We start from the raw sequence: 24131 nt of genomic DNA, 5'->3' as shown, positions 1-24131 counted from the left end.
CAAGTCCGCCGAGCGCAGCGGCGCCGCGGCGCGGGAGCCTCGCCCCGCCCCGCGGCCCGCCGCTGCCGACTGCCGACTGCCGACTGCCGACTGCCGACTGCCGCGCGCTACACCGGGACCGCCGACGGGACGGCGTCGAGCGCGAGGGTCTCGCCATCCCACCTGCGCCGCAGCCAGCGGTCGTGGCTTGCGATCACGACCGCGCCCGGATACCCGCCGAGCGCCTCCTCGAGTTCGCCCGCGAGCGCGAGCGAGAGGTGGTTGGTCGGCTCGTCGAGCAGGAACACGTGCGGCGGAGCTGCGATCACGAGCGCCAGCGCGAGCCGCCGTTGCTGACCGACCGACAGCCGGCCGACTGGGCGGTCGAGATCGCGTGCGGCGATCAGGCCGAGGTCGGCGAGCGGCACGCGCTCGGCACGCCGCTCCCCCAGCACCCGCTCGTAGAGCGCGCGCGGCGCGGCATCCGGGTCGGCGAAGCGCACGTCCTGTTCGAGCAGGCCCACGCGCAGGCCGCGACGCCGGTGCACCTCGCCGCGGTCGGGCTCCAGCCGCCCCGCGAGGAGGGCCAGGAGCGTCGACTTGCCCGCGCCGTTGGCCCCGGTGACGAGCAGGCGCGTGGCCGGTCCGATCCGCAGCTGCGCGAGTCCGAGCCGGCCGTCGACCGCCACGTCGGCGAGCCGCAGCAGCGCGCCCTCCTCATGGTCGAGCACGTGCGAGCCCGCGGGGATGCCCGCGAACGACAGCGGCGCGGGAGGCCTGGCCACCTGCGTCCGCTCCAGCTCGTCGAGGCGCAGCTCGGCGTTGCGGACGCGACGGGAGACCGCCTGCTCGACGTTCTCGCGCTTGAAGTGCTTCAGGAACTTGTCGTTGTCGGTCGGCGGCCGGCCGTGGGCGACCGTGCGTGCGGTCTCGGCGACCGCGAGGCGCAGCCGCCGGAGCTCCGCCTGCTCATCCTCGTACGTGCGCTGCCAGCGCTCGCGTTCGTCGACGCGAACGGCGAGGTAGTCGCTGAACGAGCCGCCGAAGACGGTGCCGACGGATGCCGCGAGCACGGCCTCGCGCGCGCCCTGGCCCGTGAGCCGACCCTCCCTCGACCGCGCGAGCGCGGTCGCACCCGCTCGGCCCGGGTCGAGGTCGAGGAGTCCGGTCGCGACCCGGTCGAGGAACTCGCGGTCGTGGCTGGCGAACACCACGGGCCCGCGCCAGGCGCGCAGGCGATCCTCGAGGTACGCCGCGGCGTCGTCGTCGAGGTGGTTCGTCGGCTCGTCCAGGAGCAGCGCGTCCGGCGAGGACAGGAGGAGCGCGGCCAACGCGAACCTGCTCCGCTGGCCGCCGGAGAGCTCGCCGATGCGGCGATCCCGGCCGAGGCCCGCGAGGCCGAGCCCGCCGAGCAGTTCGTCGCGCCGATGGTCGATCGACCACACGTCGGCACGCTCGGCCGACTCGAGCGCCGCGGTGTACCTGGACTCGGCGGCCGCCTCGTCGATGCCGACGGCGCCGAGGGCGCGGGCGGCCGCGTCGAGTTCGAGCTCGATCGCCCGCACGTCGGCGACGGCGGCCTCGAGCACGTCGTCGACGTGCTCGTCAGGAGCGAACGGTAGTTCCTGGAGCAGGATGCCCGTGCGCATCGGCCGCGCGATGCGGCCCGACACCACGGCGCCGGGCAGCGGATCGTCGCCGGCGCGACCCGGGTGGGCCGCCGCGAGCAGGCGGAGCAGCGTGGACTTGCCTGCGCCGTTCTCGCCGATGAGGCCGAGCCGCTGGCCCGGCGACACCGTGAAGCCGAGGTCGGAGAGCACGCGCCGATCGCCGAACGCGATGGACAGCCCGTCGATGCGGAGGTGGGATGAGGTCGTGGAGATGACTGGCATGAGGGTGGATCCCCTTCGCGAGAGTGCTCCCGGGCCGTCGCCGCGTACCCCGCATCGCTGCGGGCGTGGACGACGCGCCGAACCGGCGGCCGCGGCATGGGAGACGGCGGCGACGGCCCGGGAGCGGATGGTGGATCCCGCCGGGCGTCTGCCGTCGTCGGAGTGCACGCGAACACTGTCGCGATCAGTGGAAGGTGCACACCCCGGATGTCAACGGCGCCTCGGGCGCGGGACGATGGGATGTGCTCACTTCATAGCGGGGTCGACGATAGCAGACGATCATGCCGTCTGTGAAGAGCCGATGCCTCGACCCGCGACGGGTCGACGTGTGTCGATCGGCCGATCGCCTCAGGATGCGAGCGCCGGCACCTTCTCGGGCGCAGCCGACTCGACGGCCCGGGGCTCGCCCTGGAGCTGGAGGACGGCGGCGGTCCGCGCGAGCGACGCGGCGGCCTCGGCGGGATCGTTCGAGAGCGTCGTGCCGTACGAGGGGATCATCTCGCGCAGGCTCGGCTCCCACTCGGCGATGCGGTCGGGGAAGCAGCGCTGGAGCACCTCGAGCATGATCGGCACGGCCGTCGAGGCGCCGGGCGAGGCGCCGAGCAGGCCGGCGATGGTGCCATCCGCCCCGGCGATGACCTCGGTCCCGAACTGGAGCACGCCGCCCTGCTTCGGGTCCTTCTTCATGACCTGGACGCGCTGGCCCGCGGTGATGAGCTCCCAGTCCTCGCTCTTCGCGGTCGGCATGAAGGCGCGCAGCGCCTTCATCTTCTTGTCGCGCCCGGCGAGCAGCTCGGAGACGAGGTACTTCACGAGGTCGAAGTTCTTGAACGCGACCTGCAGCATGGGCACGATGTTGTGCGGCCGGATCGAGAACGGCAGGTCGAACCAGGTACTGCTCTTGAGGAAGTTCGGCGTGAAGCCCGCGTAGGGCCCGAAGAGCAGCGAGGTCTCGCCGTCGACGACGCGAGTGTCGAGGTGCGGCACCGACATCGGCGGGGCGCCGACCGCAGCCTTGCCGTAGACCTTCGCGTGGTGCTGCGCGACGACCTTCGGGTTGGTCGTGCGGAGGAACTGGCCGGAGATCGGGAAGCCGCCGAATCCCTTGATCTCGGGGATGCCGGAGTGCTGCAGCAGCGCGAGGGCGCCGCCGCCGGCGCCGACGAACACGAACCGCGCGCGCACGGTCTTCGGCGTTCCGCCGACGGTGTGGCGCACGCGCAGACGCCACGTGCCGTCCTTCTGGCGCTTGAGCCAGGTGACCTGGTGGTTCATGTGGATCTCGGCGCCGCGCTGCTCGATGTCGCGCAACAGCAGCGAGGTGAGGGCGCCGAAGTCGACGTCGGTGCCCGACGCGGCCCGCGTCGCGGCGATCTTCTGCCGCCGGTTGCGCTTCTTGGCCATGAGGGGCGTCCACTCGGCGAGGGTGTCGTGGTCCTCGGTGTACTCCATGCCGGCGAACAGCGGCTGGTCCTGGAGTGCGGCGTAGCGCTTGCGGAGGTACTCGACGTTGGCCGCCCCGCTCACGAACGTCATGTGCGGCGTGGAGTTGATGAACTGCTTCGGGTCGGCGATGGCGCCCGATTCGACGAGGTGCGCCCAGTACTGCCGGCTGACCTGGAACTGCTCGTTGATCGACACGGCCTTGGCCGCGCTCACGCTGCCGTCGGGCGCCTCGGGCATGTAGTTCAGCTCGCAGAGCGCGGCGTGGCCCGTGCCCGCGTTGTTCCAGGGGTTCGAGGACTCCTGCGCCGCGCGGCCGAGTCGCTCGTAGACGCGGATGCTCCAGTCGGGCTGGAGTCGCGAGATCAGGGAGCCGAGCGTCGCGCTCATGATGCCCCCGCCGATCAGGACGACGTCGACGGTTTCCTCGGAATTCACGCGTTCCAGTCTACGTCGGCCCGGATGTACGCGTTGACCAGCGTCATCGTCGCCGGGCGACGTCGTGGCGAGCACGCGCCGCCCTTCCCGTCAGAGCGCCGCGGCGCCGCCCGCGATGAGGCCGACGCCGGAGGTCGCGAGCCCGGCCGCGAGCGACGCCGCACCGATCCACAGCAGCGCGAGCAGCCGATTCGGGCGCGCGGGGTCGCGGCCGAGGACCGAGAGGAAGAAGCCCGCGGGCATGAGGATCGCGGCGACGGGCGCGCCGAGGCGTGCGACCCAGAGCCATCCGCCGTCGAGCGCCGAGTACGGGATCACGGCGAGGATCGCGACCGACAGCACGATCAGGACTGCGGCATGGGCGTGGCCGGCGCGGAAGAACGCCTGCTGCAGGGCGTTGGCCGGCGCGAACCCGCGCACGACGCGGGTGAGGAACCATCCGCCGCTCTCGACCGTGATGAGCGCGAGCAGCAGGGAACCGATGAGGATGAGGTCGATGGCGGACGGCATGTCGCGGGCCTTTCGCTCGATGGAGACGTCATGATTGGATAGTTTGACTCTCCAATATTAGAGAGCGTGACTATCCAATGCAAGGGGTCCACATGCGCATCTCCGCCCTCGCCGCTGCGGCCGGCCTGCCCGTGGCGACCGTGAAGTTCTACCTCCGCGAGGGCCTGCTCCACGCCGGCGCCGCGACCTCCGCCACGCAGGCGACCTACGACGACACCCACCTGCGCCGGCTGCGCCTCATCCGCGCGCTCACGGGTCCCGTCGGGCTCAGCGTCCAGCAGGCGCGCACCATCCTCGACCTCGTCGACGAGCCGGGCGACGACCTGTACGCCACGCTCGGGCGCGCGGTGAGCGCGCTGCCCCCGCAGACCGCGCCCGCACCCGCCGACGCCCCCGACCCGTACCCCCACGCGCGCGCGGCGCTCGAGGCGCTCGGCCAGGTCTACGACCCACGGTTCGCCGCGGTCGCCCAGCTCGAGACCGCGCTCGCGGCCGCCGAGGACGCGGGCATGCCGATCAGCCGGGACCGCCTGATCGCGTACGGCCGGCAGCTCCACGCGCTCGCCGCCTACGACCTCGGGCACCTGCCCGACGAGCCACGCGCGGCGGTCGAGTACACCGTGCTCGGCACCGCGCTCTACGAGCCCGTCATCCTCGCGTTGCGGCGCCTCGCGCACCAGGACGTGGCCGCCCGCCGCATGTCGTGACGGTCGGGGAGGGCGCTCCGCGCCGGTCTTCGGTACCCGTCCGACGCGGCCTCGCGGGCCCGATCAGACCGAGGCGAGCGACTTCGCGGCGATGAGCTCCGCGATCTGCACCGCGTTCAGCGCCGCGCCCTTGCGCAGGTTGTCGTTCGAGACGAAGAGCACGAGGCCCTTGTGCTCGGGTGCCGACTGGTCCTGGCGGATGCGTCCGACGTAGCTCGGGTCGTTGCCCGCGGCCTGCAACGGCGTCGGGATGTCGCTGAGGGCGACGCCCGGAGCCTGCGCGAGCAGCTCGGTCGCGCGCTCGGGCGTGATGTCGTTCGCGAACTCGGCGTGGATCGACAGCGAGTGCCCCGTGAACACCGGCACGCGCACGCACGTTCCCGCGACGCGCAGGCCCGGCAGCTCGAGGATCTTGCGGCTCTCGTTGCGGAGCTTCTTCTCCTCGTCGGTCTCGAGGTCGCCGTCGTCGACGATCGATCCGGCGAGCGGGATCACGTCGAACGCGATGGGCCGGGCGAACTTCTGCGGCTCGGGGAAGGTCACGGCCGAGCCGTCGTGCACGAGGGCGATCGCATCCTGAGCGACGGCGGCGCGCGCCTGCTCGAGCAGCTCCTCGCCTCCTGCGAGGCCCGCGCCCGACACCGCCTGGTAGGTCGAGATCATCAGGCGCTCGAGGCCCGCCTCGTCGTGCAGCACCTTCAGCACGGGCATGGCGGCCATGGTCGTGCAGTTCGGGTTCGCGATGATGCCCTTGCGCGCCTCGTCGATCGCGTGCGGGTTGACCTCGCTCACCACGAGCGGCACGTCGGGGTCCATGCGCCAGCCCGACGAATTGTCGATGACGGTCACGCCGGCGGCCGCGAACCGGGGAGCCTGCGCCTTCGAGAGCGTTGCGCCCGCCGAGAAGATCGCGATGTCGAGGCCCGTGGGATCGGCCGTGGAGGCATCCTCGACCACGATCTCCTCGCCCTTGAACGGCAGCGTCGTGCCCGCCGACCGCGCCGAGGCGAAGAAGCGGATCGACGCGACCGGGAAGTCGCGCTCCTCGAGGAGGCGGCGCACGACCGCGCCGACCTGTCCGGTGGCGCCGACGACGCCGATGTTCACTCCGTGTGCCATGGTGCTCCCTCTCGTGGCATCAAGTATTCAGGAGATCCCGCGACCCGCAGGACCCGCACCGGCCGATCGTCCCGCGATGGCAGGATTCCCCGGTGAACCGGCAGTCGATCGACGGATGGCGCGTGCGCGGCCGCGGCGCGTCATCCGCTCGTGGCTCGCGTCAGCGACCCGTGCCGGCGTACACGACGGCCTCGGTGTCGCCGTCGAGGTCGAACGCGCGGTGCACGGCGACGGCCGCGTCGTTGACGCTGTCGGCGCGGGTGACCACCGAGATGCGGATCTCGGACGTCGAGATCATCTCGATGTTGATGCCCGCCTCGTAGAGCGCCTCGAACAGCTTCGCCGAGATGCCCGTCGCCGAGCGCATCGCGGCGCCGACGAGCGAGAGCTTGCCGATCTGGTCGTCGTACTGCAGCGACTCGAAGCCGAGCGTCTCCTTGGCGTCGGAGAGCGCCTTGAGCGCCCGCTCGCCGTCGGACTTCGGCACCGTGAACGAGATGTCGGTGCGACCCGTCGCGGCCGCCGAGACGTTCTGCACGATCATGTCGACGTTCGCGTTGGTGTTGGCGACGATCTTGAAGATCTTGGCCGCGGCACCGGGCACGTCGGGCACGCCGACGACGGTGACCTTGACCTGCCCGAGGTCGACCGCGACACCGGCGATGACGGACTCTTCCACAGCTTCTCCTTCGGGAAGGCGCTCGGGGTCGTACACGACGGTCCCCTCGCTGTTGTTGAACGACGAGCGCACGTGCAGTGTGACGCCGTGGCGGCGCGCGTACTCGACGGCCCGGATGTGCAGCACCTTGGCACCGGACGACGCGAGCTCGAGCATCTCCTCGCTCGTGATGCGGTCGAGCTTGCGGGCCTTCTTCACCACGCGCGGGTCGGAGGTGAACACGCCGTCGACATCGGTGTAGATCTCGCACACGTCGGCGTCGAGCGCCGCCGCGAGCGCGACCGCCGTCGTGTCGCTGCCGCCGCGGCCGAGCGTCGTGATGTCGCGCGACTCGCGGCTGAAGCCCTGGAAGCCCGCGACGATGACGATCGCGCCCTCGTCGAGCGCCTCGCGCAGGCGCACCGGCGTCACCTCCACGATGCGCGCGGCGCCGTGCGTGGCGTCCGTGATCATGCCGGCCTGGCTGCCCGTGAACGAGCGCGCGTCGTGGCCGAGGCCCTTGATCGCCATCGCGAGCAGCGCCATCGAGATGCGCTCGCCCGAGGAGAGCAGCATGTCGAGCTCGCGCGGCGCGTGGATCGGCGTGACCTCGTTCGCGAGGTCGAGCAGCTCGTCGGTCGTGTCGCCCATCGCCGAGACCGCGACGACGACATCGTTGCCCGCCTTGCGGGTCTCGACGATGCGCTTGGCGACCCGCTTGATGCTCTCCGCGTCGGCGACGGACGAACCGCCGTATTTCTGCACGATCAAGCTCACGAAGGCGCTCCCGGGAATGGACGGGGTGGACTGGACCGGGGCGATGGACACCCGGCGCCGGAAGGTCCATCATACGGCGGCGCGCATTCCCGCCCGGCCATGTGACGCCTCTAGCGGTCGCGTTCCATGTACCACTCGGTGAAGCGCGTCGCGCGCCCGTCCGGCGCGAGCCGGATGACCCAGAGGTTGTCGTAGAGCTTCGCGTTCGGATAGTCGGTGCGGCCCTGCACCATGACGAGGTCGTCGGACTCGACGAGGACCTCCCAGTCGAAGGTCCAATCGCCCGGCTCGTCCTTGGAGTCGAGCCATCCGTCGACGATCGCCTCGCGCCCGCGCAGGGCCTCGGGGTCGTCGGGGCTGAACTCGTAGATCGCATCGTCGGCGAAGATCGCCGCGATGTCGTCGGGATCGTTCGTCTCCCACGCCCGGATGTAGCCGTCGACCCAGTCGGTGCCTGCGCTCATGCGGTCCGTTCTATCCGCGGCGACGCCCGGGCGTCAACGGGTGGCGCCGGCCGGCGTCGTCAGTGCGGGCGCGGCATGTACCACTCGGTGTACTCGGTGGCCCGGCCGTCGTCGGCCAGCCGGATGAGCCACAGGTTGAGGTAGTCGCGCTCGGCGGGGTACTCCGTGCGCCCCTGCGCGACCACGAACCCGTCGTGCTCGTGGACGACCTGCCAGTCGAAGCTCCACGTGCCGGGTTCGTCGAGGTCGTCGAGCCAGCCGGCGACGATCGCCTCGCGCCCGCGACGCGGTTCGGCGTCGGGCGCGGTGAGGTACACCGCGTCATCGGTGAACAGCGCCCCGATCTCATCGGGATCGTTCGACTTCCACGCCGCGACGTAGCCGGCGACCCATTCCGCACCTCTGCCGGCCATGGCTCCGTTCTACGGCGACCCGCCGACATCCGCAACGGCTCGACCGGGGCCGGACCGCGCCGGTCAGCCGATGACGCGGCGGCCCTCGAAGGCCCGCCCGAGGGTGACCTCGTCGGCGTACTCGAGGTCGCCGCCCACCGGCAGGCCCGACGCGAGCCGCGTCACGCGGATCTCGAGCGTCGTCAGCAGGCGGCTGAGGTAGGTCGCGGTGGCCTCGCCCTCGAGGTTGGGGTCGGTGGCGATGATCACCTCGCGCACGGTGCCGTCGGCGAGGCGCTGCATGAGCTGGCGGATGCGCAGCTCGTCGGGGCCGACGCCGTCGATCGGGCTGATGGCGCCGCCGAGCACGTGGTAGAGCCCGCGGAACTCACGCGTGCGCTCGATCGCGACGACGTCCTTCGCCTCCTCGACCACGCAGATGAGCGTGGGATCGCGGCGCGGGTCGCGGCAGATCGAGCACGTCGACTCCTCGGCGACGTTGCCGCAGATCTCGCAGAACTTCACCTTGTCGCGCACCTCGAGCAGGATCTCGGCAAGGCGGGAGACGTCGAACTGCTCGGTCTGCACGATGTGGAACGCGATGCGCTGCGCCGACTTCGGGCCGATCCCGGGGAGGCGCCCGAGCTCGTCGATCAGCTCCTGGACGATGCCTTCGTACACGCGCTACCCCCGCTCGCCGAACCGGGCGGGCGGCGCCTCGACCTCTTCGAGGAACGTGGCGCCCAGCAGGTCGCGCACGACGGCCTCGCCGTACCGCTGGATCCCGGGCGCGTTCGACGCAGCGCCGCCGGTACGGCGCGGCGGAGCCGCGGCGGCCGGGACGGCCGGCGCGGCGTCGACGAGCGGCTCGGGGCCGGGATCGAAGTCGGGCTCGGCGTCGGGCGGGGGCGCATCGGCGTCGTCGGGCGGCGGCACGTCGTCGACGGGCGGCGGGGCGTCGGGGCGACGGGTCGCGACCGCCCGCGCGGGGCGCTCGGCGACGGCGGTGCGCGTGCCCGGGGACGCCTCGGCAGTCGCCTCGGCGGGCTGCGTCGGGTCGGACGCGGGGATCGCGACCGTGACCCACGAGTCGACCGGACCCAGACGACCGGCGTCGGGTGCGGCCGCTCCCGCGCGTGCGGAGGCCGCGGACGCCGTTCCCCGCGAGGCCGTCCGCGCCGTCGGGCCGGTGCCTGCGGGGCTGCCGGCGGCCGAGGGCGCGACGACCGGCGCGGACCCGGCCGGAGCCGCGGCCTCCGCGGGAGCGCCGGCGCGTCCGGCGGCGGCGGGCGCGGCGGGCGCGGCGGCGGATGGCGCGGGCTCCCCCGGCACGGGCGCGCCCGGGAGGTCGCCGGCCGGCCCCGGGGTGCCGCCCGAGATCACGCGCGGGACGAACTTGACCTGGACGCCGAGCACCTCGGTGATCGCGCGGCGCAACAGCTCGGCGGGGCTCTGCGCGCCGGTGCCGCGGAGGTCGTTCACGTCGTTCTGGCTCGGGAAGCCGAGCACGAGCACGGCCTCGTCGGTGCGGTAGTCGATCACCCGTGCGGTGAGCGCGGCCATCCAGGCGGTGCGCTTGGTGCGCTCGAGCACGCCCAGGATCTCTGGCCACGCGTCGCGCATCTGCTCGAGGGTCACCGGGCCGACCGGCTTCGGCCGCGGCATCGGCGGCGCCTCCGCGGCAGGTGCGGGCGGCGCGTCCGCGGCCGGTGGTGCGGACGAGGAACCGGCCGATGCCGCCGGCGCGGACGGCGGCCCGGCGGGCGTCGCAGCCCGGGCGACGGGACGCGCGGGCGCGGGCGACGGGGGCGCCGCCGGGTCGGCCGACCCCGCGGCATCCGACACGCCCACGCGCCGCTCGAGGCGCTCGACGCGCGCGAGCGCGCCGCGCTCGGTCGCGTCGCTCGCGGGCACGAGCACGCGGGCGAGCATGAGCTCGAGGTGCAGGCGCGGTGAGGTGGCGCCGGTCATCTCGGTGAGGGTCTGGTTGACGAGGTCGGCCACGCGCGAGAGCTCGGCCGCGCCGAACGCCGACGCCTGGGTGGCCATGCGCGTGAGCTCGTCGGCGGGGATGCCGCGGAGCACCGCGGCGGCCGCCTCGGGCGAGGTCGCCGCGACGACGATGAGGTCGCGCAGGCGCTCGAGCAGGTCCTCCACGAAGCGACGCGGATCCTGGCCGGTCTGCATCACGCGGTCGACGGCCGCGAACGCGGCCGCCGCATCGGCCGAGCCGATCGCATCGACGACCTCGTCGAGCAGCGCGCCGTGCGTGTAGCCGAGCAGGGCCACGGCCCGCTCGTAGCCGACGGTCGACCTCTCGGAGCCCGCGATGAGCTGGTCGAGCAGCGAGAGCGTGTCTCGCGGCGAGCCTCCGCCGGCGCGCACGACGAGCGAGAGCACGCCGGGCTCGACGCTCACGCCCTCCTCGTCGCACAGCTTCTGCACGTAGTCGAGCATGGGCGCGGGCGGCACGAGCCGGAACGGGTAGTGGTGCGTGCGCGAGCGGATGGTGCCGAGCACCTTGTCGGGCTCGGTCGTCGCGAAGATGAACTTCACGTGCTCGGGCGGCTCCTCCACGAGCTTGAGCAGCGCGTTGAACCCCTGCGGGGTGACCATGTGCGCCTCGTCGAGGATGAAGATCTTGTAGCGGTCGCGAGCGGGTGCGAACACCGCGCGCTCGCGGAGGTCGCGCGCGTCGTCGACGCCGTTGTGGCTCGCCGCGTCGATCTCGACGACGTCGAGCGAGCCGCCACCGGCCCGCGAGAGCTCGACGCAGCTCGGGCACGTGCCGCACGGCGTGTCGGTCGGGCCCTCGGCGCAGTTGAGGCAGCGCGCGAGGATGCGGGCCGACGTGGTCTTGCCGCAGCCGCGCGGGCCGCTGAAGAGGTAGGCGTGGTTCACGCGATCGGTGCGCAGCGCCGTCATGAGCGGCTCGGTGACCTGCGACTGGCCGATCATCTCGGCGAAGGTCTCGGGCCGGTATCGGCGGTAGAGGGCGGTGACCACGGCTCAATCGTAGTCGCGGCGTCCGACACCCCGGCCGGGCGCGAACCGCCGCCCGGGGCGGAGTTCGGAGGCGTCGTCGTCGGGTGGGCATAGGATCGGTGGACCGCATCGGCGCGGTCGCGACATCCGCCCGCTCCCGGTGCATCCGACGGAGGTGGTCATGTGACGGGCATCCGCAGCGCAGGGCAGCTCGAGCGATTCCGCGAGCTGCTGCTCGCCGAGCGCCGCGAGGCCGAGGAACGCCTCGCGGAGCAGAGCGAGGGCATCACGGCCGTGCGCGAGGCACGCTCCGACGGCTCCGTCGACGACGAGCACGACCCCGACGGCCCCACCATGAGCCAGGAGTGGTCGCAGCGCACGGCCGTGCTGCACGACGTCGAGCACGAGCTCGCCGACATCGACCGCGCGCTCGCGAAGATCGATGCGGGCACCTACGGCACGTGCGAGCGCTGCGGCCAGAAGATCAGCGTCGGCCGGCTCGAGGCACGCCCCACGGCGACGCTCTGCATCGACTGCGCCCGGCTCGTCCGCTGACGCCGCGCCCTCAACGTTCGGGCGCAGCCGCAGCGGCCGGATCCGCCGTCGCGTCCACCTCCGTGCTCTCCGGCGCCGCGGCCGGGGCGGCGCCCCGCGCACCCGACAGGCCCTCGAACCCGCGCACCACGAGCGGGCTCGCCCCGAGCACCGCGTAGAGCACCGCCGCGCCGGCGAGCACCGGCGTTACGCCGAACGCGTCGACCGCCACGCCGGCGACGAATGCGCCCACCGGCATCGACGCCGCCACGCCCGAGGTGATCGCGCCGAACACCCGGGCGCGCATCCCGTCGGGCACGACGCCGAACAGGGCCGTCGAGATCATCGGGTTGAGCGCCCCGGCGGTGAGGCCGGAGAACGCGAGGACCGGGAAGAGCACCTCGGGCGGCGCCTCGAGCGCCATTGCGAGGTACGGCGGCGTGCCCGTCAGCACGAAGCATGCGGCGAACATGAGCCGGCCCGAGCCGCGATGGCCGACGAGCCCGAACAGCGCCGAGCCGGTGAGCGCGCCCGCCGCGAAGCAGCCGACCATGAAGCCCAGGCTCGCGGGGTCGCCGAGCACCTCGGACGCGTAGACGGGCTTCAGCACCATGATGCCGGCGGCGTCGATCGCGTTCGTGAGGGTCACGAGCAGCACGACCGCGCGCGCGAGCGGCGTGCGCGCGATGAAGCGGATGCCGGCGACGAAGCCGGCCGCGCTGGACGCCGCGTCGACGGCCGACGGATCGGGCTCGGCGACGTCGCGGCGGTCGAGCGCGACGCCGGTTCGCCGGCGCGACGGCACGAGCAGCGCGACGAGCAGCGCCGAGATCGCGAATCCGGCGGCGTCGGCCAGGAGCGCGACCATGGGGCCCGCGAGCGCGACGAGCGCACCCGCGGTGCCGGCGCCCACCATCGTGGCCGTGCGCTGCACGGCCGACTGGGCGCCGGCCGCGCGGGCGAGCGGCGTGCCCGCGAGCGCCGCGAGCTCGGGCATGAGCACGGTCTTGGCGGTGTCGCCGGGCGGGTCGAGCAGCCCGCCGAGGAACACGAGCGCGAGCAGCACGCCGAACGAGAGCATCCCGGCGGCGTCGAGCAGCGGGATCGCGAGCACGGTGACGCCGCTCGCGACATCCGCCGCGATGCTCGACGCGCGGTACCCGAACCGGTCGACGAGCACGCCGCCGAGGGCACCGCCGATCACGAGCGGCACCGTGGCGAAGATGCCCGCGACGCCCGCCGCGAACGGCGAGCCCGTCTGCTGGAGCACGATGAGCGGCACGGCGACGAGCGCGATCGCGTTGCCGCCGAGCGAGCACAGCTGCGCGGCGAACAGCGCGATCAGCGGGAGGCGGCGGCGCGGCGCGCTCACGACCGGCTCCGCGGGAAGACGTGGGTGATCCAGCGGACGGCGCGCGTGCCCTCGCGCGGCTCGCGCCCACGCGCCCACCACTTCTCGCGCACCGCGGCGAGGTCGGCGGCGAGCTCGCGGAACTCCTCGAGCGTGAGCTGCGCCCCGCCGTCGCTCGAGTCGGAGGCCTCGACCCACGCGGGTTCGAGGGAGTGCTCGGCGTCGAGCGCGCCGAGCAGTTCGCGGTGGTACGCGTCGAGCACGTTCCGGCGCAGGGCCTCGGATGCCGCGTGACGCTCGGGGTCGGCGAGGAACTCGGCCGAGTTGAACGTCGTCACCTCGTGGGCGGCGCGCCACCAGCGCTCGCGCCGGTCGCGGGCGAGCTCGGGCGCCTCCTCGACGAAGCCGTGCTTCGCGAGCGTCGCGACGTGGTAGCTGACGGAGCCGGCGGCCTCGCCCGTGCGCTCGGCGAGCATGCCGACCGTGGCCGGGCCGTCCATGCGGAGCAGGCCGAGGATGCGCAGTCGCACGGGGTGCGCGAGGGCCCGCATCGGCCCCGCATCGTGGAGCCGGATGGACGCGGCGTCGCCCGGATCGCGTGAGGTCATGCGGCCAGCGTAGACCCGCAAGGAATGTTGTACAAGAGTTCTTGTGAATATCGCCGGCCGCACGCGACGAGCGGCCGAGGCCGGACGGCGCCTCAGCCCGCCACGACCTCCAGCGTCTGACGTGCGATCTCGAGCTCCTCGTTCGTCGGCACCACCAGCACGTCGGTGCGCGAGTCGTCGCTCGAGATCCGGCGCGCCCCGCCGCGCCGCTCGGCATTGCGCGCGTCGTCGAGCTCGATGCCGAACCCCTCGAGCCCCGCCAGCGAACGCCGTCGCACCTCCGCCGCGTTCTCCCCCACGCCGGCCGTGAAGACGATCGCGTCGACGCGGCCGAGCTGCGCCGCGTAGGCGCCCACGTACGACCGGATGCGGTGCGCGTACACGTCGAGCGCGAGTTCGGCCCGGGCGTCGCCCGCCTCCGCCGCGCCCACGAGGTCGCGCATGTCGCCGTGCCCGCCGAGCCCGAGGATGCCGCTGCGCTTGTTCAGCAGGTCGTCGACCCCGTCCACGTCCAATCCGGCCCGTCGCTGCAGGTGCAGCAGCACCGCCGGGTCGACGTCGCCGGATCGCGTGCCCATGACGAGGCCCTCGAGCGGCGTCATCCCCATGCTGGTCTCGACGGAGCGGCCGCCGTCGACGGCGCACGCCGACGCGCCGTTGCCGAGGTGCAGCACGATGAGCTTCAGCTCCTCGACCGGGCGCCCGAGGAACCCGGCCGCGGCACGCGAGACGTAGCGATGCGACGTGCCGTGGAAGCCGTACCGGCGCACCCGGTGCCGCTCGGCGACCTCCCGGTCGATCGCGTACGTGTACGCGGCGGGCGGCATGGTCTGGTGGAAGGCCGTGTCGAACACCGCGACGTGCGGCACGCCGGGGAACGCCCGCTCGGCCGAGACGATGCCCGCGAGGTTCGCCGGATTGTGCAGCGGGGCGAGCACCGACAGCTCGTCGATGTTGATCTTCACGAGCTCGGTGATCACCGTGGGCTCGAAGAAGCGCGCCCCGCCCTGGACGACGCGGTGGCCGACGGCCACCGGGGCGTGATCCTCGAGCGACGGTCCGTGCTCGGCGAACGCGCGCAGCATCCAGTCGAACGCGGCGTCGTGGTCGCGCACCGCGAGGTCCTCGCGGACCTCGCCCTCGCCCGCGCCTCCGGCACCGGCGGCCGGACCGCGCACAGCGTGCGTCGCACGGCCGTCGTCGTGCCCGATGCGCTCCACGAGCCCGGTCGCCAGGGCGGCCCCCGCAGCCACGTCGACCAGCTGGTATTTCAGCGACGACGACCCGGAGTTCACGACGAGGACGATGCTCACGACGAGGCCGTCCGCGCCTCGAGCTGCTCGAGCGGTCCGGCCACATGCGCGAGCCCGTCGTCGGCCGCGGCCTGGATGGCGGTGATCGCGACCGTGTTCACGATGTCCTGCACGAGCGCGCCGCGCGAGAGGTCGTTGACCGGCTTGCGAAGGCCCTGGAGCACCGGCCCGATCGCGACGGCGCCGGCCGAGCGCTGCACGGCCTTGTAGGTGTTGTTGCCCGTGTTGAGGTCGGGGAAGACGAACACGGTGGCGCGCCCCGCGACATCCGACTCGGGCATCTTGGTGCGCGCGACCGCCGCGTCGGCCGCCGCGTCGTACTGGATCGGACCCTCGACCGGCAGCTCGGGCGCGCGCTCGCGCACGAACTCGGTCGCACGGCGCACCTTGTCGACATCCGCCCCCGACCCGGACTCGCCCGTCGAGTACGACAGCATCGCCACGCGCGGCTCGATGCCGAACTGCGCGGCCGTCGCGGCCGACGAGATCGCGATGTCGGCCAGCTGCTCGGCGGTCGGGTCGGGCACGATCGCGCAGTCGCCGTACACGAGCACCCGGTCGGCGAGCGCCATGAGGAACACGCTCGAGACGACCTCGACGCCGGGCTTGGTCTTGATGATCTCGAACGCCGGCCGGATGGTGTGCGCCGTCGTGTGCATCGCGCCCGACACCATGCCGTCGGCCAGGCCGAGCTCGACCATCATCGTGCCGAAGTACGAGACGTCCTGCACCGCGTCGCGCGCCTGCTCGAGCGTGACGCCCTTGTGCGCGCGACGGCGCTGGTACTCGTCGGCGAAGCGGTACACGAGCACGTGGTCGTGGTTCGAGAGCACGGTCGCCTTCGAGATGTCGAGGCCGAGGCCGATCGCGCGCGAGCGGATCTCGATCTCCTCGCCGAGGATCGTGAGGTCGGCGACGTCGCGCGCGAGCAGCGTCGCCGCCGCGCGCAGGATGCGGTCGTCGTACCCCTCGGGCAGGACGATGTGCTTGCGGGCCTGGCGCGCCCGCGCCAGCAGGCCGTACTCGAACATGAGCGGCGTGACGACGTCGGTCGAGGCGACCTCGAGCCGGTCGAGCAGCGCGGGCCCGTCGACGTGCTTCTCGAACAGCGAGAGCGCGGTGTCGCGCTTGCGCTGCGACTCGGCCGCGAGCCGGCCGCGCGTCGACGTGATCGCGAGCGCCGCGTCGTAGCTGCCGAGCTCGGTGCGGATGATCGGCAGGCTCGACTTCAAGCCCTCGATGAGCCGCTCGACGGTCTCGGAGACCGCGAACCCGCCGTTCAGCAGGATGCCCGAGATCGACGGGAAGGTCGCCGACGCATTCGCGGTGAGCACGCCGAGCAGCACCTCGCTGCGGTCGCCCGGGACGATCACGACCGAGCCCTCGATGAGCCGCGCGAGCACGTTCTCCATCGACATCGCCGCGATCACGACGCCGAGCGCCTCGCGCTCGAGCAGTTCGGGATCGCCCGCGTAGAGCGTGCCGTCGACCGCGTGCATGATGCTCCGCATCGACGGCGCCACGAGGTACGGGTCCTCCGGGATCGCCCAGACCGCGACGGCGGCAACACCGCCCTCGAGGCCGGCCCGAGCGGATGGCGCGATCGCGGCGACCCCGCCCGCCGACGCACGCACGGCCTCGACGACCTGCTCGAGCCGGTCGGGATCAGCGCGGTTGGCCACGATGCCCAGCACGGTCGCGTGCTCGCGCGCGAGCTCCTCGACCGCGAGTTCGGTCAGCTGCGCGATCTCGTCGGGCGTGCGCGCGTCGATGTACCCCAGGCGCTCGCTCGCACCGCGACCGTGCGGCACGCGCCCGCCCACGACGAGCAGCACGGGAGCGCCGAGGTTCGCAGCGATGCGCGCGTTGAACGCCAGCTCGGTCGGGCTCGCGACATCCGTGTAGTCGGAGCCGATCACCACGACCACGTCGCACCGCGACTCGACGGCCTTGAAGCGGCGCACGATCGTCGCGAGCGCGCCCTCGGGGTCGGAGTGCACCTCCTCGTAGGTCACCCCGATCGCATCCTCGTAGCCGAGGTCGATCACGCCATCGTGCGCGAGCAGCAGCTCGAGCACGTAGTCGCGCTCCTCGGTCGAGCGGGCGATCGGACGGTACACCCCGACGCGGGTCGCGCGCCGGCTCAGCGTGTCGACGGTGCCGAGGGCGACGGTCGACTTGCCGGTGTTCCCTTCCGCGGAGCAGATGTAGATGCTGTGCGCCACGCCGCCAGCCTATTGGCCGGGCCGTCCGCGCGGCTGGGAATCACTCGCGAGGCCGCCGGGGCGAGCGGATGGCGCATCCGCCGAAGTCGGTCGTGGCGGCGGGGCGCCGGCGCCGCGGGGTGTGAGAATCCCGCCATGGCGAGGAAGCGGAGCGAGCTGAAGAGCACCGGCTACGAGATCTTCATCGGCGCGCTGTCGGTGCTCTCGATCGTGAACCTCGTGCTCATGTACGTCGTCGAGGACGACGCGCTCGACACGGTGCTCGCGCTCATGAACGGGCTCTGCAGCGTGATCTTCCTGATCGACTTCGTCTACCGGCTCGCGACCGCCCCGCAGCGCGGGGCCTACTTCTTCCGTCACTACGGCTGGGCCGACCTGCTGGCGAGCCTGCCGCTCGCGCAGGTGAAGATCCTGCGGGTCTTCCGGCTCGTGCGCGTCTACCGGCTGCTCGCCGACCTCGGCCCGCGCACGGTCCTGCGCACCCTCATCCGCGACCGGGCCGGGAGCGCGCTGTATGCGCTCCTGATCATGGGCGTCCTCGTCCTCGAGTTCGGCAGCCTCATCATGCTCGCCGTGGAGCAGGACGCCCCGGACGCCAACATCACCTCGGGCTCCGACGCGGTCTGGTACACGATGGTCACCATCTCGACCGTGGGCTACGGCGACCGGTACCCGGTGACCGACTTCGGCCGCGTGATCGGCGGCGTCATCATCGTCATCGGCGTGGGCATCTTCGGCACCTTCACCGGCTATCTCGCGAACCTGTTCCTGGCACCGAGGAAGGCGGCCGAGCCGGAGGAGGCCGAGGCGGTCGAGGAGCCCGCCGGCGCACCCGTCGAGGCCGTGCGGGAGCAGGCGCCCGCGCTGGACGAGGCCGTCGAGGCAGTTCCCCCGGGTGCACGCGCCGAGGAGCCCGAGGCGGTGCTCGCCGAGGTCCGCGCTCTGCTGACCCGCTCCGAGGCCGACCTCGTGACCATCAGGGCGCTGCTCGGCCCGCCGGACGCGGACTCCGGGCGCCGGCCAACCGGCGGGCCGGCCTGACCCGGGCCCACGCGGTTCGCGGGGCACGCTCGCTCGGGTAGACTGTCCGACGGCTCCTCACGTGGCGCCATCCAGGCCAACTCCCCCAGGGCGGAAACGCAGCAAGGGTAACCGGGCTCTGGCGGGTGCGTGAGGGGTCCCAGGAGGATTCGCCTAGTGGCCTATGGCGCACGCTTGGAAAGCGTGTTGGGTGAAAGCCCTCGGGGGTTCGAATCCCCCATCCTCCGCCATGCGAATGAGCGCCGTGCCCGAAGGGTGCGGCGCTCATTCGCATATATGGACACTGCGATTCGAGGAGGAGGGAGGGCGGAGCCCGACCGACGGGGTCCCCCATCCTCCGCCATGCGAATGAGCGCCGTGCCCGAAGGGTGCGGCGCTCATTCGCATATATGGACACTGCGAAGCGGAATGCACCGTCCGCACGCGCAGCGGGCGCGCGAGCGCAAGTCCCCCTTAATGCCGAATGGCGCTCGGCGAGGCGGCGGCGGATCATTGACCCGATGTCAGCGGCAGCAGCGGTGAAGGTCGGGAGTGGGGACACTGGGGGCTCCCGCACCGGCTCTGCGTCGACAGGGGGCAGGGGTCTCAGGGTGCACACCCTGAGACCCCGCCGCACCCTCGCGAGGACCATCGGCCTGCCCGTGCTGGCGCTCGCGCTTCCGCTGCTCGTCACGCTCGCCTGGGTGCTGCGCCCGCTCGGCACCGCCGCCGTGGCGGGTGCCCTCGCGGCGACGATCGTGACCGGCGGCGCCGCCGTCGCGGCGTGGGTGCGCTACCAGCGCACGGAGGCCGCGATCAGCCCGCACGGCATCGTCGAGCGGGGGTTCTTCGGCCGCATCCACAGCGTGGCGCGGCGCGACATCGCCGGGGTGCTGCGAGTCGAGACCTATCGCGGCGAGACGCTCGAGACCGTGAAACAGCTGTTCGTCGTCGACCACGACGGGCGGTGCGTGTTCCGCATGCGGGGCACGTTCTGGGACGACGCGTCGATGGACCTCGTGGCCGAGATCCTCGGCGTCGACGAGGTCGTACGCCCCGAGCCCGTCACCCTCTCGGAGCTGCGGGCGACCGACCCGAAGCTGCTGTACTGGTTCGAGGGCCACGGGCTGCGCCGCCGCTGAGAGCGAGTGGATGGCGCGCCATCCGGTTCACCGCGTCGCGATGCCGAGCCTCGGCGCATCGACCCGGCTCGAGGGCAGCTCGTGGAATCCGAGCCGCTCGTAGAAGGCCCGTGCGCGCGTGTTCGCCGGATCCATGCCGAGGTGCACCGCGGGCACGCCCCGCTCGGCGAGCGCCGCGCGCAGCGTGTCGATGAGTCGTCGCCCGAGCCCGCGGCCCTGGTACTCGGGCAGCAGGTCGATGTGCAGGTGCGCCGGGTAGCGGTCGAGCTCGGGGATGCGCATGCGCGCCGGGTCTCCCCCGTCGACGATCAGCTGCGCCTCGGTGTACGCCGGCCGGTGCGCCGTCGGCGGGCCCGGCGACGGATGGCGCGCGCGGAAGCCCGGGGCCCATTCGCGCGTCCACCAGTCGATGAATGCGGCCGTGTCGGCGACGCCGAGCACGTACCCGCCGATGCGCCCGCCGTCGTCGACGACGAACGCGAGCTCGGGCGCGAAGTCGACGTACGGCAGCGCATAGACCTCGGGCATGAGCGCGTCATCGGAGTAGACGCCGGTCGCGTCGCCCCCGCCCGCCGCGGTCAGCAGGCAGATCCGCGCAATCGCGTCGCGGTCACCGGCGTGGTACGGGCGGATGGCGGACGGCCCCGCGGCATCCGTCATCGCCGCTTGGCCATGCCGAACAGGCCGGTCAGGACCTGCCCGATGATCTTCTGGGTCTGCTTCGAGCCGAGCACCTGTTCGAGCGACGACCGCTCGGGCGTGCGCGATCGCGACCTCGACGTGGGCGAGGTCTTCTTCATCATCCGGTCGTATTCGGCCTGCGCCTTCTTCTCGGCCTTCTCCTGGTCGGCGCGGATCTTCGCCTGCATCTTCTCGTACTCCGCGTCGGCCTCGGCCTTGGCCTTCGCGGCCTCGGCGGCGTCGGCGGCGGCCGCGGCGTCGGCCATGCGCTTGGTCAGCAGCTCGTGCGCCGACTCGCGATCGATCGCGGTGCCGTACTTCGCCGTCAGCGGGGATGCCGCGACCGCGGCGTCGATCGCAGCATCCGGGCTCGGCGACATCGACGCCTGCGGTGCGCGCAATCGCGTCCACGCCACCGGGCTCGGCGCGCCCTTCTCGTTCATCACGGTCACGATCGCCTCGCCCGTGCCGAGCACGGTCAGCGTCTCCTCGAGGTCGTAGCCCGAGTTCGGGTAGGTCGAGACGGTCGCACGCAGCGCCTTCGCGTCGTCGGGCGTGAACGCGCGCAGCTGGTGCTGCACGCGCGAGCCGAGTTGCGCGAGCACGTCGCCCGGCACGTCCTTCGGGGTCTGCGTGACGAAGAACACCCCGACGCCCTTCGAGCGGATGAGCCGGACGGTCTGCACGACCTGCGCGAGGAAGTCCTTCGACGCGCCGTTGAACAGCAGGTGCGCCTCGTCGAAGAAGAACACGAGCTTGGGCTTGTCGAGGTCGCCCACCTCGGGTAGCCCGCCGTACAGGTCGGCGAGCAGCCACATGAGGAACGTCGAGTACAGTGCGGGCTTGTCGGCGACGCCCGGGACCTCGAGCAGGCTGATGACGCCACGACCGTCGGCGGCCGTCCGCAGGAACTCGGCCGTGTCGATCTCGGGCTCGCCGAAGAACACGTCGGCGCCCTGGTCGGCGAAGGTGATGAGCTCGCGCAGGATGACGCCGACGGTGGCCTTGGACAGTCCGCCCAGGCCCTCGAGCTCGGCCTTGCCCTCGTCGCTCACGAGGTACGCGAGCACGGCGCGCAGGTCGTCGAGGTCGAGGAGCGCGAGTCCGTTCCGGTTGGCGTAGTGGAAGACGAGCCCGAGGCTCGACTCCTGCGTCTCGTTGAGGCCCAGCACCTTGCTCAGCAGCAGCGGGCCGAAGCCCGAGATCGTCGCGCGGATCGGGACGCCACGGCCGACCCCGCCCAAGGAGAAGAACTCGGTCGGGAAGCTCGCGGGAACCCATTCCTGGCCGATGCCCGCGGTGCGCTCGAGCAGCTTCTCGTTGCCCTCGCCCGGCGTGGCCACCCCGGAGAGGTCGCCCTTGATGTCGGCCGCGAACACCGCGACGCCGTTGGCGGCGAGCTGCTCGGCCAGCACCTGGAGCGTGCGCGTCTTCCCGGTGCCGGTGGCGCCCGCGACCAGGCCGTGCCGGTTCGTCATGGCGAGCGGGATCCGCACGGGCACGTCGGGCATGGCCTCGCCGTTGACGAGCGCGCCCATCTCGAGCGCGGCGCCCTCGAACGCGTAGCCGGCCCGGATCGCCTCGACCTGGTCGGCGGCGAGCGGGCCCGGCTCGGAGTCGGAGTGCGCGGGTGGCGTTCCGGACGGGTCCGCGGCCGGCGGGCGCTCCTCGGCGGGCACGGGCCGTTCGGGCGTCTCGGGCGTCTCGGCCGCGGCCTCGGCCGCCGCCTTCGCGAGCGCCGCAGCCTCCTCGGCCTTCCGGATCGCCTCCCGCGCCTGCTGCTGCAGCGCCTCGGCCGCTGCCGCCGCGGCCGCGGCCGCCTCCTGTGCCCGCTTCACCGCGTCGTCCGACATGGGCCGATCCTAGCCGCGGCCTGCGAGGCATCACCGGAGGCGGACGGAATACTGGAACGCGATGAGCGATCTCGGACCCGTGGACCCCGGCCGTGCGGCCGACCTCGCCTGGCTCCGCCGGTGGCGCCTGCATCCGGAGGGTGATGCGATGACCACCGCGTCCAGCACCCTGCTGGCGGTGCGCACCGAGGACGGCACGCCGGCCATGCTCAAGATCGCGCACGTCGACGAGGAGGCGAGGGGCGCCGGACTGCTCGTCGCGCTCGACGGCGAGGGCGTCGCCAGGGTGCTCCGGCGCGATCACTCGGCGATGCTGCTCGAGTGGGCCGGCGGCTCAGGCGACCTGGTCGGGATGGTGCGTGCGGGCCGGGACGACGAGGCCACCCGGATCCTCTGCTCGGTCGCGGCGCGCGTGCACGCGCAGACCGGGCGAGTCACGGCGCTTCGGGAGCCGCCGCACCTGCTGGACCTCGAGACCTGGTTCCGCAGGCTCTTCGCGCATGCCGACGAACTCGGTCCGGTGCATCGCGCGGGCGCCGCCCTGGCCCGCCGGCTGCTCGACGAGGAACGCGAGCCGGTCGTGCTGCACGGCGACCTGCACCACGCGAACGTGCTCGACTTCGGCGAGCGCGGATGGCTCGCGATCGACCCGAAGGGCCTCGTCGGCGATGCCGAGTTCGACGTGTGCAACGTGCTGTGCAACCCGCACGACCGCGCGCTCGCGCCCGGGCGGCTGGCGCGCCAGTTCGGGATCGTCGTCGCCGAGACCGGCTTCGAGGAGCGCCGCGTGCGGGACTGGCTCGTCGCGTGGTGCGCGCTCTCGTCGACGTGGTTCGCGCTCGACGACGATCCCGAACGCGCCGATGCGGTGGCTCGGATCGGCGAGATCGCCGCGGGGCTCGACGCCGTCAGTTGACGATCGGCAGCCCCGTGGCATCCGCCGCCTGCTGGATCGACCCGGCGTCGGTGACGTCGAGGCCCGCCTCCTCCATCAGCGCGGTCGCCTGCGCCGAGCGGTTGCCCGACTTGCAGTACACGACGTAGTCGGCGTCGGGCTCGAGTGCGGGGATCTCGGCGGCGAGTTCGCCCGACGTGAGGTCGAGATTGACGGCGCCGTCGAGGTGGCCCTCGGCGTACTCGGCGGGCGTGCGCACGTCGACCACGACGGTGTCGGCCGTGACCTCGATCGGGTCGGCCGCGGTGCAGCCGGTCAGGGCGAGGGCCGCGGCGGCGATGACCGCGGAGAGGGAGAGACGGAGCTTCTGCATGCCGACGATAATACCCCAGGGGTATTGCGTGCTAGAATCGACGCATGGCCACCGTGAACATCACCCACGACACCATCGAGTCCACCATCACGGAGAACGACATCGTCCTCCTCGACTTCTGGGCCGAATGGTGCGGTCCGTGCCGCATGTTCGGCCCCATCTTCGAGCGCGCCTCGGAGGAGCACGCCGACGTCGTCTTCGGCAAGGTCGACACCGAGGCCGAGCAGGCGCTCGCGGCCGGGTTCCGCATCACGTCGATCCCGACGCTCGTCGTGTTCCGCCAGGGCATCATCGTCTTCGCCCAGCCCGGTGCGCTCAACGGCGCGCAGCTCGAGCAGGTCGTGCAGGGCGCGAAGGCGCTCGACATGGACGACGTCCGCCGGCAGCTCGCCGAGCAGCAGGCCGCGCAGCAGGCGTGAGCCGGCTCGCCCGGCCGCTCGGCGCGCGCTCCTGCGCCGTGAGCCGCGGCGAGCGCGGCATCCGAGCCGTCATCGCCGTGTTCCTCGCCGCGTTCGCGCTCAACGCCCTCGACACCCCGTGGTGTGCGATCCCGGCGGGAGTGTGCGCGACCCTCCTCGCGATCGGCGCGATCACCGGATGGTGCCCGACCGACCTGTTCGCCCGCACCTCCTCCGAGACCGACGTCAACGCCCTCGGCTACCCCGAGGCACGACAGCCGCTCACGGTCGACCGCTGACCCGGGAATCGCCTCGACGCCGCCTCAGGCCGGGCCGAGAGTCCCGCGCCGGCCGAGCGGCCGAGCGTACGCTGA

The 24131-nt window shown here is 72.7% G+C and carries 23 protein-coding genes, 1 tRNA gene and 1 other RNA gene; 9 read left to right on the top strand and 16 right to left on the bottom strand.

All coding sequences use genetic code 11. The features are described 5' to 3' along the window. Positions 1–107 precede the first annotated feature (107 nt). The 3 genes from JOD46_RS07300 to JOD46_RS07290 form a co-directional block, all read right to left on the bottom strand. Positions 108–1871 (bottom strand): ABC-F family ATP-binding cassette domain-containing protein, encoded by a 1764-nt coding sequence (locus JOD46_RS07300; RefSeq protein ID WP_204392925.1) that lies wholly within the window; start codon positions 1869–1871, stop codon positions 108–110. A gap of 348 nt (positions 1872–2219) precedes the next feature. After that, positions 2220–3752, bottom strand: coding sequence for a malate:quinone oxidoreductase (locus tag JOD46_RS07295; protein WP_204392922.1), 1533 nt, complete (start codon positions 3750–3752; stop codon positions 2220–2222). A 90-nt stretch (positions 3753–3842) separates the two neighbouring features. Continuing rightward, positions 3843–4262, bottom strand: a complete 420-nt coding sequence (locus tag JOD46_RS07290) for a hypothetical protein (protein ID WP_204392920.1) — start codon at positions 4260–4262, stop codon at positions 3843–3845. Positions 4263–4354: 92 nt separating this feature from the next. Between JOD46_RS07290 and JOD46_RS07285 the strand changes: the two genes are divergently transcribed. Continuing rightward, positions 4355–4969, top strand: a complete 615-nt coding sequence (locus tag JOD46_RS07285) for a MerR family transcriptional regulator (protein WP_204392917.1) — start codon at positions 4355–4357, stop codon at positions 4967–4969. A gap of 63 nt (positions 4970–5032) precedes the next feature. Here the strand turns inward: JOD46_RS07285 and JOD46_RS07280 are convergent, their stop codons facing one another. The 6 genes from JOD46_RS07280 to JOD46_RS07255 all read right to left on the bottom strand — a co-directional run bounded on the left by JOD46_RS07280 (position 5033) and on the right by JOD46_RS07255 (position 11385). Further along, positions 5033–6088 carry an aspartate-semialdehyde dehydrogenase gene (locus JOD46_RS07280; protein ID WP_204392914.1) on the bottom strand — a complete coding sequence of 352 codons (1056 nt, stop codon included), beginning with the start codon at positions 6086–6088 and terminating at the stop codon, positions 5033–5035. A gap of 160 nt (positions 6089–6248) precedes the next feature. Beyond that, the gene (locus JOD46_RS07275) at positions 6249–7523 is read right to left on the bottom strand and encodes an aspartate kinase (RefSeq protein WP_204392912.1); all 1275 of its coding nucleotides are present in this window, start codon (positions 7521–7523) and stop codon (positions 6249–6251) included. 110 nt (positions 7524–7633) lie between these two features. Next, positions 7634–7987, bottom strand: coding sequence for a nuclear transport factor 2 family protein (locus tag JOD46_RS07270; protein WP_204392909.1), 354 nt, complete (start codon positions 7985–7987; stop codon positions 7634–7636). 59 nt (positions 7988–8046) lie between these two features. Next, on the bottom strand, positions 8047–8400 hold the full coding sequence (locus tag JOD46_RS07265) for a nuclear transport factor 2 family protein (RefSeq protein WP_204392907.1): 354 nt from the start codon (positions 8398–8400) through the stop codon (positions 8047–8049). A 63-nt stretch (positions 8401–8463) separates the two neighbouring features. Beyond that, on the bottom strand, positions 8464–9060 hold the full coding sequence (gene recR / locus JOD46_RS07260) for a recombination mediator RecR (protein ID WP_204392905.1): 597 nt from the start codon (positions 9058–9060) through the stop codon (positions 8464–8466). Positions 9061–9063: 3 nt separating this feature from the next. Continuing rightward, positions 9064–11385, bottom strand: coding sequence for a DNA polymerase III subunit gamma and tau (locus tag JOD46_RS07255; protein ID WP_204392903.1), 2322 nt, complete (start codon positions 11383–11385; stop codon positions 9064–9066). Positions 11386–11547: 162 nt separating this feature from the next. On the opposite strand from JOD46_RS07255, the gene JOD46_RS07250 reads away from it, so the two are divergent. Continuing rightward, complete coding sequence (locus JOD46_RS07250) at positions 11548–11919, top strand: TraR/DksA family transcriptional regulator (protein ID WP_204392901.1); 372 nt, start codon at positions 11548–11550, stop codon at positions 11917–11919. A gap of 10 nt (positions 11920–11929) precedes the next feature. On the opposite strand, the gene JOD46_RS07245 is transcribed toward JOD46_RS07250, so the two are convergent. From JOD46_RS07245 to pta, 4 genes are all read right to left on the bottom strand, one after another. Then, positions 11930–13270 (bottom strand): MFS transporter, encoded by a 1341-nt coding sequence (locus JOD46_RS07245; RefSeq protein ID WP_204392899.1) that lies wholly within the window; start codon positions 13268–13270, stop codon positions 11930–11932. Then, positions 13267–13857: an ArsR/SmtB family transcription factor gene (locus JOD46_RS07240; protein WP_204392897.1), complete on the bottom strand. Its 591-nt coding sequence runs from the start codon at positions 13855–13857 to the stop codon at positions 13267–13269. The genes JOD46_RS07245 and JOD46_RS07240 overlap by 4 nt, the downstream gene beginning before the upstream one ends. 92 nt (positions 13858–13949) lie before the next feature. After that, positions 13950–15170 (bottom strand): acetate/propionate family kinase, encoded by a 1221-nt coding sequence (locus JOD46_RS07235; RefSeq protein WP_204392895.1) that lies wholly within the window; start codon positions 15168–15170, stop codon positions 13950–13952. Beyond that, a complete protein-coding gene (gene pta / locus JOD46_RS07230; protein ID WP_204392893.1) occupies positions 15167–17395 on the bottom strand; it encodes a phosphate acetyltransferase in 2229 nt (742 codons plus the stop codon). The genes JOD46_RS07235 and pta overlap by 4 nt, the downstream gene beginning before the upstream one ends. Before the next feature lie 135 nt (positions 17396–17530). On the opposite strand from pta, the gene JOD46_RS07225 reads away from it, so the two are divergent. From JOD46_RS07225 to JOD46_RS07210, 4 genes are all read left to right on the top strand, one after another. Beyond that, positions 17531–18436, top strand: coding sequence for an ion transporter (locus JOD46_RS07225; RefSeq protein WP_204392891.1), 906 nt, complete (start codon positions 17531–17533; stop codon positions 18434–18436). Positions 18437–18484: 48 nt separating this feature from the next. Continuing rightward, positions 18485–18581, top strand: an RNA gene (gene ffs, locus JOD46_RS07220) — signal recognition particle sRNA small type. Further along, a tRNA-Ser gene (locus JOD46_RS07215) sits at positions 18579–18666 on the top strand. The genes ffs and JOD46_RS07215 overlap by 3 nt, the downstream gene beginning before the upstream one ends. A 360-nt stretch (positions 18667–19026) precedes the next feature. After that, positions 19027–19557: a hypothetical protein gene (locus tag JOD46_RS07210; protein WP_204392889.1), complete on the top strand. Its 531-nt coding sequence runs from the start codon at positions 19027–19029 to the stop codon at positions 19555–19557. A gap of 27 nt (positions 19558–19584) precedes the next feature. Here JOD46_RS07210 and JOD46_RS07205 read toward each other — a convergent pair whose 3' ends face one another. Together JOD46_RS07205 and JOD46_RS07200 are read right to left on the bottom strand one after the other, a co-directional pair. Further along, positions 19585–20217, bottom strand: a complete 633-nt coding sequence (locus tag JOD46_RS07205; RefSeq protein ID WP_204392887.1) for a GNAT family N-acetyltransferase — start codon at positions 20215–20217, stop codon at positions 19585–19587. Continuing rightward, the gene (locus JOD46_RS07200; protein ID WP_204392885.1) at positions 20214–22091 is read right to left on the bottom strand and encodes a helicase HerA-like domain-containing protein; all 1878 of its coding nucleotides are present in this window, start codon (positions 22089–22091) and stop codon (positions 20214–20216) included. The genes JOD46_RS07205 and JOD46_RS07200 overlap by 4 nt, the downstream gene beginning before the upstream one ends. A 61-nt stretch (positions 22092–22152) precedes the next feature. Between JOD46_RS07200 and JOD46_RS07195 the strand changes: the two genes are divergently transcribed. Further along, positions 22153–23007: an aminoglycoside phosphotransferase family protein gene (locus JOD46_RS07195; protein ID WP_204392883.1), complete on the top strand. Its 855-nt coding sequence runs from the start codon at positions 22153–22155 to the stop codon at positions 23005–23007. Here JOD46_RS07195 and JOD46_RS07190 read toward each other — a convergent pair. Next, positions 23000–23359 carry a rhodanese-like domain-containing protein gene (locus JOD46_RS07190; RefSeq protein ID WP_204392881.1) on the bottom strand — a complete coding sequence of 120 codons (360 nt, stop codon included), beginning with the start codon at positions 23357–23359 and terminating at the stop codon, positions 23000–23002. The genes JOD46_RS07195 and JOD46_RS07190 overlap by 8 nt on opposite strands. Positions 23360–23403: 44 nt before the next feature. Between JOD46_RS07190 and trxA the strand changes: the two genes are divergently transcribed. Beyond that, entirely contained in the window at positions 23404–23778 is a 375-nt protein-coding gene (gene trxA / locus JOD46_RS07185) for a thioredoxin (RefSeq protein ID WP_204392879.1), read from the top strand. Further along, positions 23775–24056 (top strand): YgaP family membrane protein, encoded by a 282-nt coding sequence (locus tag JOD46_RS07180; RefSeq protein ID WP_204392877.1) that lies wholly within the window; start codon positions 23775–23777, stop codon positions 24054–24056. Before trxA ends, JOD46_RS07180 begins: the two co-directional genes overlap by 4 nt. The last annotated feature ends 75 nt before the right edge of the window (positions 24057–24131 follow it).

Origin of the sequence: Agromyces aurantiacus, assembly GCF_016907355.1 — a bacterium.
GTDB classification, from domain to species: domain Bacteria; phylum Actinomycetota; class Actinomycetes; order Actinomycetales; family Microbacteriaceae; genus Agromyces; species Agromyces aurantiacus.
This window is presented reverse-complemented; position numbering and strand designations above follow the sequence as displayed.